Below are 16569 nucleotides of genomic sequence, written 5' to 3'. Positions count from 1 at the left end.
GTTTCTTTGTGAGCGCAGCCTTTCTATCCCGCGCGCTGCTGTCTGGCTGCGCCCTTGTTGCTCTTTCCGGCTGCCTGCGGGTCGGACCGGAATATCATGAGCCTCATCCCTGGTCTCCGGCGCACTATGCCGATCACATGGCAGGTGCCCCTGACAGTGTGACGAGCGAAGCTGAAGCTGCCAGCAAATGGTGGACGGTCTTCAATGATCCGGAGCTGGTTTCCCTGGAAGACCGCCTGGTTCAGCAGAACCTGTCCTTCCGTCTGGCAACGGCCAATCTGGCACAAAGCCGCGCGCAGCTCATGATGGCAGGCGCTGAGCGCTTTCCTGGATTGAGTGCTTCTGGCTCCTACACGCGGAGTCAGTTCAGCACGAAGCAGATGCAGGAAATCATCAATCGTGTGGGCGGTAATATTGCCAAGTCCGACAACGGGCTTTTGGGAGATCAGGGCAGTAGCATTCTCAGTGGTGCAGCCAGCGGCGCCACGATACCTCTGTTGAACCAGTGGAAGACATCCATTGATGCCAGCTACGAAATCGATCTCTGGGGACGCGTGGCCCACCAGTACGATGCTGCCAAAGCAGACCTTCAGGCAACGGACGAAGAGCGCCGCTCGGTCCTGATTGCCCAGCAGGCCGATATGGCGCGTGGATACATGACGCTCCGCGGGGACCAGAAGCGCCTGAAAGTTCTTCAGGACAATCTCGGAACGTTGAAGCAGATCGTGGATATTTCCCAGAGCCGCTATCGCAGTGGTCTGGTCACGGAAGTGGATGTCGATTCCGCGCAGGCCCGGCAACATGACACCGAAGCGCAGGCTGCTCAGCTTCAGCAGGGTGTGGCGCAGGAAGAAAATGCACTTGCGCTGCTCCTCGGTGCGCCTCCAGGTAGCCTGAATCCCGAACTGAACAAGGACGCAGGCATCCCTGTGGTGCCACCGGTCGTTCCTGTCGGGTTGCCGTCTGAACTGGCGCATCGCCGTCCGGATATCCGGGAAGCTGAAGCCAAACTGCGTGCCTCTGTCGCAGAAGTGGGTGAAGCCACGGCCGATTTCTATCCGAAGATTACCATCAATGCAGACTTCGGATTCCAGACCCTGTCATTCCGTGATCTCGGATTCTGGAATGCGCGGGCGTGGAACGTTGGCCCGTCCATTTCCTTGCCGATTTTTCAGGGAGGACGTCTGCGCGGCCAGCTTGAGCTGAAGAAATATGCCCAGAAAGCTGCGGCAATTTCCTATCAGCAGACGGTCATTCAGGCGTGGCATGATGTCGATAATGCGCTGATTGCTTACCGGGATGAGCAGCTCCGTCATCAGGGGCTTGAGCGGGCTGTGAACGACAACCGCAAGGCGCTCCAGTTGGCCCAGAGCCAGTATCGCAGTGGCCTGACGAACTACCTGAACGTGCTGAACGCGCAGGGTCAGCTGCAATCCGCTGAAATGAGTCTTGCTGACAGCGATGCGACTGTCGCAACCAATCTGGCGCGTCTCTACAATGCGCTTGGCGGAGGCTGGGAAGAGGTTGTCCCCGCAGCGCAGGACGTGACCAAGACGAAGCTTGCCTCGGCAACGCCGGGTCCCTGAGACCCGGCGCTATCGCTCGGAACTGTTTCAGCTCCGAGCGATGGACTGACCTTTGGAGCCGAGGATTTCAAAAGCCTCGCTCATCCGCTCCACGATAGACTTCTCACCCGCACGCAGCCATTTGCGTGGGTCGTAGAAGGACTTCATGGGTTTGTCCGTGGCGGGATCAATCTGGTGCTGGAAAGCGACCGGATGCGTGCTCACATAGGAGCCGACGCCATGCGCAAATGCGAACTGGATGTCCGTATCCAGGTTCATCTTGAAGGTCCCGTAGGACACGGCATCCCGGATTTCTTCCAGGCTTGACCCTGATCCACCATGGAAGACCAGCGGGAGGGGCTTCGGCCCGCTTCCTGTGGCTTTCTGTACGGCGTCCTGAGAATTTTTCAGGATTTCTGGTCGAAGTTTGACGTTGCCTGGCTTGTAGACGCCATGAACGTTGCCGAAAGACGCGGCGATGGAGACCATGCCAATAGGCGAGAGCAGTTCCCAGGCTCTCAGCACGTCTTCCGGCTGGGTATACAGATGCGCATTGTCCGCACCTTCTTCCAGATCATGGCCGACGCCATCTTCTTCACCGCCCGTAACGCCAAGCTCGATTTCCAGACCCATGCCCAGCGGGGCGAGGCGTGTCAGAAGTTTCTCGGAAAGAGCCAGGTTGTCATCCAGTGTTTCGGCCGAGAGGTCGAGCATGTGGGATGAAAAAAGCGGACGGCCTGTGTTTTTGAACTCTGCTTCACTTAGGGAAATCAGGTCTTCCAGCCAGGGAATAAGCTTGCGATCAGCATGATCCGTGTGAAGGATGACGGCGATTCCATACTCCTTGGCCAGCAGATGGACATGATGAGCCATCGATGCTGCGCCAAGAACACGGGCGCGATGGGCATCCGGAAGACCCTCGCCTGCGAAGAAGCGTGCGCCACCGTTTGAAACTTGGATGATCACGTCCGAGCCGTTGGCTGCGGCCGCTTCCAGAACGGCGTTGACGCTGTTGGTGCCAACGACATTGATGGCTGGAAGGGCGTATCCGCCGTCCCTGCACGCCTGAAGAAGAGTTTGGTAGTCGGCGCCCGTTACGACGCCGGGAGAAACGCTTGTCATGGGAGACTCCGGTCGAGTGCAGGAACCGAGATAGGCTGTTCCTGCGTTTCGTGTATTGTAAGCTAGAAAATGTTTTCCGTCATGAGCGCTAAAGATAAGGGAACAGTTTCAGCCCAGATTTGTTGCTTGTGGTATCTGCCCTGCTGCGATTATGGAAAAGTATGGTGCCAAATCTTTCCGATCCCGATCTTCCCGCCCGTATCCTTGTTGTCGAAGATGACGCAGGAATGCGGACCCTCATTCTGCGCGCATTACAGGGCGGCGGTTTCCGCGCCCGTGGTGTGGCAAGTGGAGATGAGATGTGGGCCGCTCTTGAAGTGGCTCCGGTTGATCTCATCATCCTTGACATCATGTTGCCAGGCACGAACGGCATTGAGCTGTGCCGTGCCCTGCGCAATGGCCAGGGGGCCAGTCATGTTGACGAAACGCCCCCCTCGCAGGTTCCCATCATCATGGTGTCTGCCCGTGGTGAAGAACGCGACCGTGTGACCGGCCTCGAATCCGGTGCGGACGACTATGTGCCGAAGCCTTTCGGGCAGCGCGAGCTTCTGGCCCGTGTTCGGGCAGTGCTCCGTCGTGGCAGCCCAAGTGCGGCACCGGAGAAGGTGCGGCGTGAAAGACTGCAATTCGCAGGCTGGATGCTGGACCTGCGCCGTCGTGAACTGACAGACCCGAGTGGGGCGACTGTCGATATCTCAGGCGCAGAACACGACCTTCTGACCAGCTTCCTCGATAACCCGCAGCGCGTTATTGCGCGTGATCGTCTGCTGGAACTGTCACGGACCCGTTTGGGCGATGTGTCTGACCGCAGCATCGATGTTCTGGTCAGCCGCCTGCGTCGCAAGCTTGGTTCCGATGCGGACCAGCTGATTCGTACAGTCCGTGGGCTGGGATATATTTTCGTGGCCGAGGTTGAACGGGTCTGAATATTCAGAATCGGATCCTGCTGTGGCCGCTGGGGCTGGTCGGTCGCGTTTGCGTCGTCCTGACCGTAGCGGTCACGCTGGTCTTTCTGGCCAACGCCGTTTTTTACGGTGAGGCTGAAACCTACATTGTGGATGATGTGCGCATTGCGCAGCTTGGAGAGGCCCTCAGTACAGATCTGAGGGTTCTCGCTGCTGCGCCTGTGACGCAGCGCTCCTTCCTGGCAGTCATGCTGTCAGGCAGTGAACTGAGTGTTGCCTGGCAGCCCTCAACGGCCCTGCCGCATCTGCCGGGATATCGCCCTACTGTTCTGAGGGATCTCACGGCACGCTTGATCAAGGATGATCCCATCCTCGCGCAGGCCCAACTCGATCTTTACACACTGGGAACAGGCACACCGGATGTGCTCGGGTCCGAGCGCCTTCCTGATGGCACATACATTCATTTCCGTGTTCCCGGTCTTCTGGGGCACCACCATTTTACGCGGGGACTAGCTTCCGCAGCGATTGCGGCAGGTGCTGTTGCGATCGCTGCAACCATGCTGATTCGCGGACTGAGCATGCCCCTGCGGGCTCTGGCTTCTGTGGCAGACAAGATCGGCTCGAATGAAACCTGGGTTCCGCTGGCAGAGCGTGGCCCGCGTGAAGTTCGAGGGGTTGCACGGGCCATCAATGCCATGCAGCGCCGTATCCAGAGCCTGATTAACGACCGAACTCAGGCTCTTGCTGCCGTTTCACACGATCTCCGCACGCCTCTGACGCGTTTGAGACTCCGGTGCGGTTTTCTCAATGATGGGGAAGCGCAGGCCGCCATCGAGTCGGACCTCGATGAGATGGAGGGGATGGTCAACGGTATTCTTGCCTATCTCGCAGGCGCAGATGATCCGGAAAAACCTCGCACCATCAATATTGTCGCCACCCTTGCGACTCTGGTTGATGACCATGCGGATCATGGCAAGGATGCGCGGTATGAGGGACCGGACCGTGCTCTGGTTCATGTCCGCCCTTTGGCTATCAAACGCGTTCTGTCCAACCTGATTGAAAACGCCCTGAACTACGGGGGAAACGCCCTCGCAACGCTGAGGGTTCAGGAAGACGGCGCCATAGAAATTTCCATTCAGGACAACGGCCCTGGCATTCCGGAGAGCGAATACGAGCGGGTTCTGGCGCCATTCTATCGGCTCGAAGGATCTCGCTCTCGGCAGACAGGTGGGATTGGGCTCGGCCTGGCCATCGTAACCCGCGAGATTGCCCGGGAAGGGGGCTATCTCAAGCTTGGGCGGGGAGACGCTGAAAAGGGCTATGGAGGTCTGTGTGCGACGATTGTGTTGCCGCCAGCGCGCAAGCCTTCGATCGGTGCCCGTCCTCAGAGCTGAGGGGGAAGAAGTGGGACTACGTTGGTCCAGACCCTTGCGCCAGCGGCTGAAGTGGCACATGTCAGGTGCGGACTGGCCATTGAGGACATGATGACGATGTTCATTGAAACCGAAGATACTCCGAATCCCGCCACGCTGAAGTTCCTTCCGGGTCGACCGGTCACGAATGACACGCGCACGGTTGATTTTGGCGAAGCTTCTGCTGCCGAAGGCCGCTCCGAGCTTGCTGAAGCCCTCTTTGCCCTGCCGGACGTCAAGCGCGTCTTTCTGGGAAGTGACTTTGTGTCCATCACCAAAGCGCAGGACGTCAGCTGGGGCGATCTCAAGCCTGTTGTCCTCAGCGCTCTGACGACGTTTTTCGAAAGCGGAAAGCCTGTTCTGGCTGGTGATGACGAAGCGCTGAAATATGATGTTGCGCCGGAAGACGCGGATGTCGTGACGCGTATCCGCGATCTGCTGGATACACGTGTTCGTCCCGCTGTTGCCGGAGATGGTGGTGACATCGCGTTCCGTGGTTATCGGGACGGGATTGTTTACCTCACGATGCAGGGCGCCTGCTCCGGTTGCCCGTCTTCCCGCGCGACGCTGAAGCATGGTGTGGAAAATATGCTTCGTCATTATGTGCCGGAAGTGCAGTCCGTCGAGCAGGTCGAGGACTGATCCATGGATGGCCAGACGTCTCTTCCCGTGACTGACGATCTGGCTTCCGGTCCCGTGCCGGGAGCCGAAGTGCTTTTCACGCAGGCCCGAACACCGCGGGCGTTTTCACCGCGTCCGGTCGGGGAAGATGTTTTGCGCCACCTTTACGATCTGGTGAAGCTTGGCCCCACGTCGGGCAACTGCTCTCCGGGACGGTTTGTGTTTCTGACGACGCAGGACGCTAAAGAACGCCTGCGCCCGGCCCTTTCACCGGGAAATGTCGCTCGGGCCATGGCGGCACCGGTTCTGGCTGTCGTCTGCCATGATCCCCTGTTTTTCGAGGCTTTGCCTCGTCTGGGCGCAGATGAAGGCCTGCGGGACTGGTTTGCGGCAGATGTCGGGCTTTCGGAAGAGACTGCTTTCCGGAACGGTACGCTGGAAGGCGGTTATCTTATTCTGGCGGCACGGATGCTAGGACTGGCAGCCATGCCGATGTCCGGGTTCGATGCGTTCATGGTGGAAGATGCGCTGCTGACCGCTTCGGGCTGGCGGGCGAATTTTCTGGTGGGACTTGGTTACCCTGCTGAAAATGAGCCTCATCCTGACCATGCCGAACCCCGTGCGCCACGTCTCGACTTCGGCGAGGCGTGTCTGTGTCTGTGAGGACCGTTGTTTTTAACGGCGCAGGTGCCGGAACGGGATCGACCAATCTTGTAGCGCTCGTCGAAGACGGTCGTATCATTGCTGAACAGCATTTGGCGGGGAGGGGTGCTTCCGAGCACTTTGCTCCGGCACTACGGACTGTTCTCGAAGCTGGTGGTTGGTCTGGCTCGCCTGACAGGGTTGTTGCTGTAATCGGCCCAGGGTCTTTCACCGGCTTAAGAGCATCACTCTCTCTGGCCGCAGGTCTGGCCGCAGGATGGGGGTGCCCGACAATTGGTGTCACTCTGGGCGCTGCCATTCGGGCTACACTTGGTCAGCCTGATGTAACCTGCATCAGTGTTGCCAGGCGCGGTCGGTATTTTGTGGATCCGCCGATGGGCGAAGTTTTCGCAGTTTCTGCTGACGATCTCGACGCGTCTGCATGTGAGGTTATTGCCGGCGACGCAGTGTCTGAGCGTGAGACGTGGCCTTGTCGTGTTGTGGCCTGTGTCGCTCCGGATGCTCTCGGTATTGTCCGGGCCGCGGAGACGCAGGCTTCGGGGCCACTGATGCCTCTGTATGTTGACCCGCCCGAAGCCAAACCGCCCGCTGCCGGACTTCGCCCTCTCCCTCAATGACACCGTCTCTTCCGGATTTAATATTTCAAGTCACGGGCGTGGAAAGCGCTCCGTTACTGGCGGCGCTTCATGAAGAAGCGTTTGCGGGAGGAGAAGTGTGGGATGCGGACTCCTTCACATCTCTTCTTGGTCTTCCCGGCACAGAAGCTCTGGTTGTTCTTAAAGCAAATGAGCCTGCGGGCTTTATCCTGACCAGAACCGTCATGGATGAAACAGAGGTCCTGACATTGGCTGTTCGACCGTCATTCCGGCGTCTTGGTCTGGGAAAATCTCTGGTTGAGCAAATACTTCCAAAAGGAAAAATATTTCTGGAAGTATCAATAAGTAACAATGCAGCAAAAAAACTTTATGATCGGTGCGGTTTCATAAAGGCCGGCCATCGACGTCGCTATTATCGTGATGGAAGCGATGCTCTGGTTCTGGTCTCTACGCCTTCAGAATGAGTAGGCAGTAAAGATCAGTCTCTTCCTGATGTGGTAAATTTTCTATTATTTTATGCCCAAGTGCTAGTACCGATGCGGTTACATTTTTTCTGGGTTCATCGCCTTTAACGATCACTTTTATTTTTTGACCAGAAGTCATGATGTCGAGGCGCGCGCGGACATATACAGTCGTCATCGGACAACTCTTGCTGCTTACATCAAGAAGAAATGTTTCATATTTTGTCATATTCTGGTTTTTCCTTGTTTTTGCTTGATGGTAATGAGCTTCTACTGTTAGAGAATTCGTCGTTTCCGGATGAAGGACTATTACACTATGCCGCATGAGACTGCAGACCTCGATCTGCGCCATCTGACCGCCCAGATCGTTACCGCCTACGTATCCAGCCATGACATCGGAGCCGACGCGCTGCCGGGTCTTATTCGTGCGGTACATGATTCGCTTGCAACGGTTGATGTGCAGGAAGAGGTTCCCGCTGAGAAGCCGGTGCCAGCAGTTCCGCCCCGCAAATCAGTATTCCCTGACTACATCATCTGTCTCGAAGACGGGAAGAAGCTGAAGCTGCTTCGTCGTCACCTCAAGACAGCCTACAACATGACGCCGCAGGAATACCGTGAGCGTTGGGGTCTGCCGCCGGAATACCCGATGGTTGCTCCGAACTACGCAAGCCATCGTTCCTCCCTGGCACGCAAGATCGGCCTCGGCCGTCGTCGCGAAGACTGAGGATGTTTCCCGGCTTCCTGATCTTCATCCGCAGGAAGCCGGTTCTTTTATTTGCATCTCTGATTGGACAAATGGTCCGGTTTTCGGCTAGGCCGCTGATATGGTCGTAGATATGAAAATCGCGGACAGACGCGCTCGCACGCAAGGTCGGAAGCCAGAAGGTTCCGTCGTTGTCGATGATTCTCCCATTGCACGCCTCTGCGTGGAAAATGGTTTGAAGATGACAGGACAGCGCCGGGTCATTGCCCATGTTCTGTCTGAAGCCAGCGACCATCCGGACGTAGAAGAGCTTTATCGGCGCGCATCCGCCATAGACAGCCGTATTTCCGTTGCTACGGTTTATCGGACCGTGCGTCTTCTGGAAGAAAAAGGGATTCTCGAACGCCGTGATTTCGGCGGTGGGCGTGCCCGGTATGAGGCCAGCGACAGTGGCCATCACTATCATCTGATTGATGTAGACAGCGGCCGTGTCATCGAATTTGAAGATGACGAACCTGTCCGTCTGCTTACGCAGATTGCAAAACGTCTCGGATTCGATCTCGTCTCACACCGCATAGAACTCTTCGGTCATCGTCTTGAAAAAGAAACTCCGAAGCAGACTGTTGCCAAGAACAGGAACAAGAGCGGATCATGAGCACCAATTCGGCCGAGGAAAAAACCCCACCGACAGCCCATTCGCTCATCAGTAGTGAAGAAACACTCAAGCAGATGGAGACCCTCTCCACGCTGGCTCTGAACCGTGACGGTGGTTTCCAGGAGCTTCGGGGTGGTTCTCTGGGTGTTCGCATCGCTGTTACCGAGGCTGAGCGGGATGCGGCTCAGGCCCTGCGGTATCGTGTGTTTTTTGAAGAACTTGGCGCGCACCCGGATGAACGCGCATTCCGCACAAAGCGGGATGTGGATGAGTTTGACGAGGTTGCCGACCATCTACTCGTCATCGACCACAGCATTTCTTCTGGTGCAGAAGGCGTTGTCGGAACCTATCGCCTTCTACGTTCCGATGCTGCCGAGAAGATTGGCCGTTTTTATACGGCTTCCGAATACGATATTTCGACCCTGACGGAATTTCCAGGACGTTTGCTTGAGGTTGGCCGGTCCTGTGTGGCTCGCGAACATCGTGGACGTTCTGCAATGCAGCTGCTTTGGCGTGGCATTGCATCCTACATCTTTCTCCACCGGATCGACGTGCTGTTCGGTTGCGGAAGCCTTCCGGGCACAGATCCTGATGCGCTCTCCGATCAACTGACCTATCTGCATCATAATCATCTGGCTCCTCCGGCTCTTAGAATTCGGGCGCTCCCAGATCGTTATGTGGAAATGCTGCGTACGGACCCGCACACGCTTGATTACCGGGCCTGCCTGAACAAGCTGCCGCCTCTCATCAAAGGGTATCTCCGCCTTGGGGGATATGTTGGAGACGGCGCTGTTGTGGACGAGCAGTTCAACACGACGGACGTAGCCGTTCTGGTAAAGAGTGAGCTTCTGGCGGATAAATATTACCGCCATTACGAGCGCCGCCTTCGGGACGCTCTGGACTGATTTCCGGCTCGGGCCTCTGTGGCCCGACCGTTGTTTCTAACGGATAATCATCTTCATGATTTCGACGCTCCCTGTGCGTGGCTGGCGACTTGCCGGCCTGATGGTGCTGGCAGGGGCGTTTTCTGCCCTGTCTCTTCCGCCTGTCTGTGCGCTTTTTGTGCTCCCTATCGGGCTGCTGGTCCTCTATCGCGCCTCTGAGGATGCGGCATCCTGGAAGCAGGCTGCTCTTTGCGGCTTCCTGTTTGGAATGGGATTTCACACGGCAGGCCTGTACTGGCTGACCAATGCCATTCTGACGCGCATCCATCAGTTCTGGTGGGTCATCCCGTTCGCGGCTCCGGGTGTTGCGCTCATTATTGCCCCGTTGATGGCTGTTCCCGCGGTTCTTTGTCGTCTTGTGCCAGCTGGGTGGCGGCGTATTCTGATGTTCGCCGGCAGCTGGACAGTCGTTGATATGGCGCGTGTCCTGATTTTTTCAGGCTTCCCCTGGAACCCGCTTGGCAGCGATCTGGAATTGCCGGGTTCGATCGGCAATGCACTGATCCAGCCCGCGTCCATTCTCGGGGTCGATGGTCTGACCCTTGCACTGGTCCTGGCATCTCTGGCGCTTTTTCGTGGGCGTGTGGCTGTTTTAAGCGTGATCGTGTGCAGCGTGCTGTGGCTCGGTGGCGGCTACTGGCGGCTTGCCACAGTGGCTCCTTTGCCGATCAGTAATCCGCGTGCGGTCCTGGTTCAGGGGAACGTCTCAGAAAATGAAATCATCAACCGCCAGCAAAGCGTCGAAAATTTTCGACGCTATCTCCGCCTGACGGCTCAGGGCACGCAGAAGGCCAGATTGATGGGCGATGACCGGCCTGTGGTTGTCATCTGGCCAGAATCCGGCTTTCCGGGGCTTCTTGACGAGGATGAACTGGCGCGACAGGTCATCGCCCATGCAGCCGGTGGCGCTTCGGCAATGATCGGGTCAGATCGTGAGGAAAATGGCCACTGGTACAACAGCCTCGAACTGGTGGATCAGGATGGCAAGATCACATCCATCTATGACAAGAGTCGCCTGGTGCCATTCGGGGAGTACCAGCCCTGGATTATTCCCTTCAACGTGCTTCCAGGAGTTTTGACTCCAGGCCCGGGGCTCAAGACATGGGATCTGCCTGATATTGGCCGTGTTGGCCCAATGGTTTGCTACGAGATCATTTTCTCGGGCTCTGTCGTTGCGCGGCATGATCGGCCTGACTGGTTGGTCACCATTTCCAATGATGCCTGGTTCGGCAACAGTGCTGGCCCCCGCCAGCATCTTGCCACGGGCCGTCTGCGGGCAGTGGAAGAAGGTCTTCCGGTTGTCTTCGCGAACAACACGGGCATTTCGGCGATTTATGATGCTGTTGGCCGTGAGACGGTTCGTCTGGGGTGGGGACGGGCAGATGTGATTGTGAGTGATATTCCGTCACCCCTCTCACCAACGATATTCTCCCGGTATGGACGCGCCATTCCCCTGTCTCTGTCGATACTGTGCGTCTTGCTCTCGTTCTGGCCAACGGTTCGCCGCAAGAGAGAACGGGTTGTAATGCGTCAAAAAGGTTAATATTGACAATCTAGAGTTGTTTTATTTACCTTCTCTTGGTCTCAAGGGAGGATCATCATGTCTACGGGTCATGTTAAGGCCGAGCCAAAGAGTGCTTCGGCTGCTGGCCCGGTCGATGTGCATGTCGGAAACCGCATTCGGCTGCGGCGCACGCTGATGGGGCTTTCGCAGGAAAAGCTTGGAGAGGCGCTGGGGCTGACGTTCCAGCAAATCCAGAAATATGAACGTGGTGCCAACCGCGTAGGGGCAAGCCGTCTCTATGATCTGGCGCGTGTTCTGGATGTGCCGATCGGTTTTTTCTTTGATGATATGCAGGATGCGGGGCCCAAAACGGCACCTGCCCCCATTCAGCCTTCGGTCACGACGGGTTTTGCAGAAACGCAGGCCACTTTTGGCGGTCCACCCCGTAAAGCGGTTCAACCGCCTCGGTTGTTTGATCTGCCTGCCGATGAGGCCGCGCTTTTCAGTCGTCGTGAAACGGTCGATCTGGTGCGATCCTATTATCGCATTCCAGATCCTTCCGTGCGCAAGCGAATGCTGGATCTTATCCGCAGCCTCGGCCCGGCAGAAGAATAAGCTAGGGCTTATTCGCGGCGCAGGACGCTATCGTTCAGGAAGGACGAAATCTTGCCCGCTTTGAAATCGGCCCGCAAACGGTCTTCATCGTATTCGGTCTGAAGCCAGTCCATGAAGGAAAGACGCCCTTCGGCTTCAGCGCGGTAACGCAGGAAAAATGCATCCAGGATTCCCGTGCGGGACCGGTTGAAATGGCCGAAGCGCCAGTGCAACTGCCTGAGAGCATCTGTTGCCGTTCCCCCCTCGAACATCACCACCAGCCCCGAAGCCAGTCCTGCGCGGTCAGCGCCTGACTTGCAGTGCATCATCATTGGAAACTGAAGAGTCTGATACATGGCATGAAAGCGTAGGATGCGATCCTTGTGGGGGGCGCCCCGGCTCTCAAATGCCATATCCAGATGCGTCAGCCCCAGCTTTTCACTCGTGCTGCGGGACAGGGCATCGGACCCGCATTTACGATGCCCGCGCAGGTTTACGAGCGTCTTGAGTTGAAGCTTCTTCGTCAGTCTGCGCAGACGTGACGGTGTTGGGTGGTTGCAACGCCATACCTTGCCAGGAACGACTTCCGAAAGATTTGTCCAGCCGAGGCGGAAGATGGAGTGGTCCACAAAGAGACTGTCCCACCAGGCCCGTCGCAGCGTGGCGGCAGAAGTAATCCGGCCTTCAAACATCAAAAAACGTCCTCGACTGTGGGGCATGAAGCAGCTTCAGGCAGCGCTGTGTCCCATTTGAGATGGGGATGCGTCAACCGCAAGGAAATGGTAATGTCAGCTTATGCGGTGGCTTTCTCTTTCCCTGATGGTGTCCTGCCTGTCCCTGACGGGATGTGGTGTTGGTTCAATGTTTGACGGACCGGCTGCGGATATGACCGCTCTGCCCCCGCCAGGAGCTGCGCCGGATAGAGCTACTCATCGCCGACCTCATGCCAGTGGCATGTCTTATGCGGACGATGCGCCCGTCATGCCGATGCCGCCTGGGGGGATGAGCGAGGAAAACCGTCCCCGGGAAAGCAGCGCTCCGTCCTCTGAAGGAATGACCTTTGGGACGAGTGGTGTAGGTGGCAATACAGCCGATATCACCCCGCGCCCTGCCGTGCCGGATACGGAAGTGTCTTACGGGAAGAATAGCGGGAATTAAGGACAGAGAGGCCGTTCAGGCCGTCTGACGGTCCGGTCTTCATGATTGCGTAACTATTGGCGTGGTAGGGCGAAAGCGTCCTCACCAGTGGGCCGAGTTGACGTCTTGGAGACCAGAAATGACCGAGCAGGTCGCGGCAGATATGAAAGAGCGCCTTACCTTTTTGGGGATTGGAGCCAGTGAGAAGGCCCTGATAACGCGAATTGGCCAACAAGTCCGCCGGATTTTGCCTCCCGCGCTTGACCGGTTTTATCGCCGTGTGGACGAGACCCCAGCGCTTGCACGTTTTTTCTCAAGCTCTGCCCATCAGAACTCAGCCCGCACCCAGCAGGAAATGCACTGGAGCCGTATTCTTGAGGGCGATTTTGGCCCTGACTATGTCCAGAGTACACGGGCGATCGGGAATACTCACGCCCGGATTGGCCTGGACCCACAGTGGTATATCGGCAGTTATGGGCTACTGGTCGAAGGTATTGTCGCCGGCGTTATTCAAGATGCGTGGCCAAAACAGAAACAAGGATTTCTTGGCAAGCTGTTCGGTAAGCGCCCATCAGGTCTAACCAGTCATGATGTTGCTGCGCGGGTAGGCGTTTTGGTGAAAGCCGCGTTTCTGGATATGGAGCTTGGCCTTCAGACATACACATCGAATCTGGATGGGCGGGAGCGTTCGCGCGCCGAGAAGGAGCGCACTGAAAGTCTGTCAGCACTTTCAGAAGCTCTTGCAGATTCGCTGGACCGCATGGCCGAGGGAGATCTTGTACAGGATATTGACCCGGAACTCGCCAGTCAGGCAGCCCGGATGAGCGGAGCCTTTCAGCGTGCCTGTAGTGGGCTGGGGCGAATTGTGCAGGGCGTACGCTCTACGTCGGGCGTGGTGGAGCATCGCGCCCGAACACTCAGCAGTTCGTCCGAAGACATCGCGTGTCGTATCGCGGAGCAGGTCGATGCACTGGGGACAGTATCGCGTAACATCACGCAACTGACAACGTCCGTAAAGGAAGTGGCGGAAGAGGCGCGACAAGCAGATGAGACGGTTGAAGCCTGCTGTCAGGAGACAGGGCAAAGTACGGAAGTTGTTGCTCGGACAGTTGAAGCGATGGCCAAAATTTCGGAATCATCCACGCGGATTGTTCAGATTATTGGCGTTATCGATGAAATTGCCTTCCAGACAAATCTTCTGGCTTTAAACGCAGGCGTAGAGGCTGCGCATGCCGGGGATGCCGGGCGAGGTTTTGCCGTTGTCGCTCAGGAAATACGCGCACTTTCCCAGAGATCCAAGACTGCCGCTTGCGAGATCAAGGAGCTGATCAGCAGCAGTATGGAAGACGTAGAGCGTGGCGTGAAGATGGTCGATGAGACAGGGGCGGCACTCGGCAACATCAGTGCATCTGTGAATCGCCTGGGAGAAGCAGTGGGGCAGATTGCTTCAGGTGCGGAAGCTCAGGCGCAGCGGATTATGGATATTAACACCAGCACCACACAGCTTGAAGCTGTGACCAAAACCAACGCCGCGATCGTGAGGCAGATGAGCAACTCCAGTCAGGAGTTGGTTGGAGATGCTGCTCAGCTGATGAAGATCGTCATGAACTTCAAGGTTCAGAACGATCTTCCAGCACAGCATCAGCTCTGAAGAAAATCTTCGGTCAGAGCGAACGAGCTTCTTCCGGCAACATGATGGGAATGCCGTCCCGGATTGGGAATGCCAGCTTTGCGCGCGGGCTGATGAGTTCCTGCGTGTCACGGTCATAGGTGAGCGGCCCTTTGGTGAGGGGGCAGACCAGAAGAGACAGGAGGCGAGGGTCAAGTTCAGTATTCATGGTCATTCCATGCCTTTTGCCAGAAGATCCAGCAAGACCCCGGCGCGGTCATCCAGCGTGCTTGCCTCAAGAAGGGCCTGTTTCTGCTCAGAGCTGAACGGAACAAGCATCGGCAGGATGACGAGCAGCATGTCATCATCCAGTTCATCAAGCAAAGACCAGTCGGTCTGGAGCTGATGTGCTGTCAGATAGCTTTTCAGACGGCTTAACAAGCGTGCCCGATTGATCGGGGAGGGGTCGCTTTCCAGCAGATCCGAGAAGAAAGGGGAGGCGTCGATGGTGCCTTCCCTCCAGCCGCGCTGCGTCAAGCCTTCCATCAGCAATCTGAAGCGCGTGATGCCCAGAAGCGTGATGGAGAACGTGCCGTCAGAATATTCCGTAAAGCTGGTAATTCTGCCCAGTGTCCCGATGTTATGCAGCACCGGTAGAGGATCGGATTCGTCCTCTTCCTGAGGCTGGATCATCCCGATGAGGCGACGCCCCGCAAGCGCGTCTTCCAGCAAGGCGACATAGCGGGGTTCAAAGACCGTCAGAGGAAGATGCCCGCCAGGCAGGATCATGGCCCCGGAAAGTGGGAAAAGCCCGACCCGCGGTGGAATGTCAGCAAGAGTGAGGTCCGCAAGAGCTGGAACCCTGCGCGGGATATCATTTAGATCCAGGAAGGTGTCGGGCGTTTTCGTCATGGGTTTACGAGAACAGGAGAGAAGAGAGCTTGCGACGCGCAGCAAGCGTTACAGGGTCCGTATGGCCCCACGCTTCGAAGAAACGAAGCAACTCGGTTTTGGCAGCGCCGTCGTTCCATTCACGGTCCTGACGGATAATACCCAGTAGAACATCCGCAGCATCAGCGCGATTTCCCGCAGCATTGAGTGCCCCAGCCAGTTTGAGCTGGATATCAAAGTCAGTCGGTGAGGCGGCGGCCTGTTGTCTGAGAGTATCCAGTTCGGAAACTGCCGCTGCACCTTCTATTTTGAGGGCGAGTGCCGCACGTGCTCCCGTAATCTCAGGATGGTTATTAAGCTTGGCAGGGACCTGGCTGGATGCTTCTTCTGCACCGTCTAGTTCATCGAGGGCCAGGAGCGCGCGGAGCATCCCGCCCCATGCTTCAGGGCTTTCAGGTTCTGCATCCAGAACCTGCGCGTAGAGGCCCACAGCTTCTGCAGCTTGGTTGTCTGCCAGGGCTGTTTTGGCTGTTGCCAGAATATCTGCTGCGGGCATCGTGCCGCCAGAAGCTTTCAAAAGCGATTCGACAAAATGACGAATTTCACTTTCTGGCTGTGCACCCTGGAAGAGATCCAGAACCTGGCCCTTCCAGAACGCGACAACAACGGGAATGGACTGAAGCGGAAGCCCCATCTGAGCCAGTTGAGCCGCGAGGGACTTGTTGGCCTCTACATCGACCTTGACCAGACGAACGCGTCCGTTGGCAGCATGGACGATCTTCTCCAGAACGGGCGTCAGCTGTTTGCAGGGGCCGCACCACGGGGCCCAGAAATCCACCAGAACCGGGATCTGCTGGCTGGCCTCAACCACGTCCGCCATGAACGTCGTCTGATCTGCTTCGACGATGTATGCGGCCTTGTCTGAAGACGGGGACTGGCCAATCAGATGTTCGTCAAAAGTGCTGCTCATGGAATGGAAGCCATCCTGCTGGGAAAATCTAGTTCCGTTGAAGATCGGGCCTGATGGCTCTGTGTGCAAGGGCGCTTTCACGGGAATGCTTTTCATCTTCCCAGAAGATCATGGCGCTTTCTTCACAAGAAACGGTGCAGATTGAAAAATTGACTGAGAGGTCCATTTTCTCTCTTGCATGTCCCTGAAAGTTCAGTAATAACACCGCCCACGGAAC

The 16569-nt window shown here is 56.9% G+C and carries 21 protein-coding genes; 14 read left to right on the top strand and 7 right to left on the bottom strand.

The genetic code is table 11. The features are described 5' to 3' along the window. Positions 1-8 precede the first annotated feature (8 nt). Positions 9-1586 (top strand): efflux transporter outer membrane subunit, encoded by a 1578-nt coding sequence (locus R5H23_RS09320; protein ID WP_317215219.1) that lies wholly within the window; start codon positions 9-11, stop codon positions 1584-1586. A gap of 27 nt (positions 1587-1613) precedes the next feature. Here R5H23_RS09320 and fbaA read toward each other — a convergent pair whose 3' ends face one another. Then, entirely contained in the window at positions 1614-2687 is a 1074-nt protein-coding gene (gene fbaA, locus R5H23_RS09315; protein WP_099211644.1) for a class II fructose-bisphosphate aldolase, read from the bottom strand. Between the two features lie 161 nt (positions 2688-2848). Here fbaA and R5H23_RS09310 point away from each other — a divergent pair, with 161 nt between their 5' ends. The 6 genes from R5H23_RS09310 to R5H23_RS09285 all read left to right on the top strand — a co-directional run bounded on the left by R5H23_RS09310 (position 2849) and on the right by R5H23_RS09285 (position 7348). Beyond that, positions 2849-3613, top strand: coding sequence for a response regulator (locus tag R5H23_RS09310; protein WP_064274614.1), 765 nt, complete (start codon positions 2849-2851; stop codon positions 3611-3613). Between the two features lie 20 nt (positions 3614-3633). Then, positions 3634-4986 (top strand): ATP-binding protein, encoded by a 1353-nt coding sequence (locus R5H23_RS09305; protein ID WP_046900660.1) that lies wholly within the window; start codon positions 3634-3636, stop codon positions 4984-4986. A gap of 96 nt (positions 4987-5082) precedes the next feature. Next, positions 5083-5646 carry a NifU family protein gene (locus R5H23_RS09300; RefSeq protein WP_046900986.1) on the top strand — a complete coding sequence of 188 codons (564 nt, stop codon included), beginning with the start codon at positions 5083-5085 and terminating at the stop codon, positions 5644-5646. 3 nt (positions 5647-5649) lie between these two features. Continuing rightward, complete coding sequence (locus R5H23_RS09295) at positions 5650-6288, top strand: malonic semialdehyde reductase (protein ID WP_086633480.1); 639 nt, start codon at positions 5650-5652, stop codon at positions 6286-6288. Continuing rightward, complete coding sequence (tsaB, locus tag R5H23_RS09290) at positions 6279-6905, top strand: tRNA (adenosine(37)-N6)-threonylcarbamoyltransferase complex dimerization subunit type 1 TsaB (RefSeq protein ID WP_317215217.1); 627 nt, start codon at positions 6279-6281, stop codon at positions 6903-6905. The genes R5H23_RS09295 and tsaB overlap by 10 nt, the downstream gene beginning before the upstream one ends. Positions 6906-6943: 38 nt before the next feature. Then, on the top strand, positions 6944-7348 hold the full coding sequence (locus R5H23_RS09285) for a GNAT family N-acetyltransferase (protein ID WP_317215216.1): 405 nt from the start codon (positions 6944-6946) through the stop codon (positions 7346-7348). Here the strand turns inward: R5H23_RS09285 and R5H23_RS09280 are convergent. Further along, entirely contained in the window at positions 7332-7574 is a 243-nt protein-coding gene (locus tag R5H23_RS09280; RefSeq protein ID WP_317215215.1) for a sulfurtransferase TusA family protein, read from the bottom strand. The genes R5H23_RS09285 and R5H23_RS09280 overlap by 17 nt on opposite strands. An 87-nt stretch (positions 7575-7661) precedes the next feature. On the opposite strand from R5H23_RS09280, the gene R5H23_RS09275 reads away from it, so the two are divergent. From R5H23_RS09275 to R5H23_RS09255, 5 genes are all read left to right on the top strand, one after another. After that, on the top strand, positions 7662-8069 hold the full coding sequence (locus tag R5H23_RS09275; protein ID WP_046900664.1) for a MucR family transcriptional regulator: 408 nt from the start codon (positions 7662-7664) through the stop codon (positions 8067-8069). Positions 8070-8169: 100 nt separating this feature from the next. After that, positions 8170-8703 carry a Fur family transcriptional regulator gene (locus R5H23_RS09270; RefSeq protein ID WP_052750032.1) on the top strand — a complete coding sequence of 178 codons (534 nt, stop codon included), beginning with the start codon at positions 8170-8172 and terminating at the stop codon, positions 8701-8703. 74 nt (positions 8704-8777) lie between these two features. Further along, positions 8778-9608 (top strand): GNAT family N-acetyltransferase, encoded by an 831-nt coding sequence (locus R5H23_RS09265; RefSeq protein ID WP_174694812.1) that lies wholly within the window; start codon positions 8778-8780, stop codon positions 9606-9608. A gap of 55 nt (positions 9609-9663) precedes the next feature. Then, positions 9664-11190: an apolipoprotein N-acyltransferase gene (gene lnt / locus R5H23_RS09260; RefSeq protein ID WP_249206638.1), complete on the top strand. Its 1527-nt coding sequence runs from the start codon at positions 9664-9666 to the stop codon at positions 11188-11190. A gap of 57 nt (positions 11191-11247) precedes the next feature. Beyond that, entirely contained in the window at positions 11248-11766 is a 519-nt protein-coding gene (locus R5H23_RS09255) for a helix-turn-helix transcriptional regulator (RefSeq protein WP_317215214.1), read from the top strand. A gap of 8 nt (positions 11767-11774) precedes the next feature. On the opposite strand, the gene R5H23_RS09250 is transcribed toward R5H23_RS09255, so the two are convergent. Then, entirely contained in the window at positions 11775-12437 is a 663-nt protein-coding gene (locus R5H23_RS09250) for a protein tyrosine phosphatase (RefSeq protein ID WP_317215213.1), read from the bottom strand. Between the two features lie 103 nt (positions 12438-12540). Here R5H23_RS09250 and R5H23_RS09245 point away from each other — a divergent pair, with 103 nt between their 5' ends. Continuing rightward, entirely contained in the window at positions 12541-12903 is a 363-nt protein-coding gene (locus R5H23_RS09245) for a hypothetical protein (RefSeq protein WP_046900668.1), read from the top strand. 118 nt (positions 12904-13021) lie between these two features. After that, a complete protein-coding gene (locus R5H23_RS09240) occupies positions 13022-14533 on the top strand; it encodes a globin-coupled sensor protein (protein ID WP_317215212.1) in 1512 nt (503 codons plus the stop codon). Positions 14534-14546: 13 nt separating this feature from the next. Here R5H23_RS09240 and R5H23_RS09235 read toward each other — a convergent pair whose 3' ends face one another. From R5H23_RS09235 to R5H23_RS09220, 4 genes are all read right to left on the bottom strand, one after another. Continuing rightward, on the bottom strand, positions 14547-14726 hold the full coding sequence (locus R5H23_RS09235) for a Trm112 family protein (RefSeq protein ID WP_046900670.1): 180 nt from the start codon (positions 14724-14726) through the stop codon (positions 14547-14549). Further along, on the bottom strand, positions 14723-15403 hold the full coding sequence (locus R5H23_RS09230) for an LON peptidase substrate-binding domain-containing protein (protein WP_046900671.1): 681 nt from the start codon (positions 15401-15403) through the stop codon (positions 14723-14725). Before R5H23_RS09230 ends, R5H23_RS09235 begins: the two co-directional genes overlap by 4 nt. Positions 15404-15407: 4 nt before the next feature. Next, entirely contained in the window at positions 15408-16352 is a 945-nt protein-coding gene (locus R5H23_RS09225; RefSeq protein WP_317215211.1) for a co-chaperone YbbN, read from the bottom strand. A gap of 28 nt (positions 16353-16380) precedes the next feature. Then, positions 16381-16569: hypothetical protein (locus R5H23_RS09220; RefSeq protein ID WP_317215210.1), on the bottom strand; the 189-nt coding region annotated here is incomplete at its 5' end.

The organism is Gluconobacter sp. GP1 (genome assembly GCF_032913585.1).
In the GTDB taxonomy this organism is placed as follows: Bacteria; Pseudomonadota; Alphaproteobacteria; order Acetobacterales; family Acetobacteraceae; genus Gluconobacter; species Gluconobacter cerinus.
This window is presented reverse-complemented; position numbering and strand designations above follow the sequence as displayed.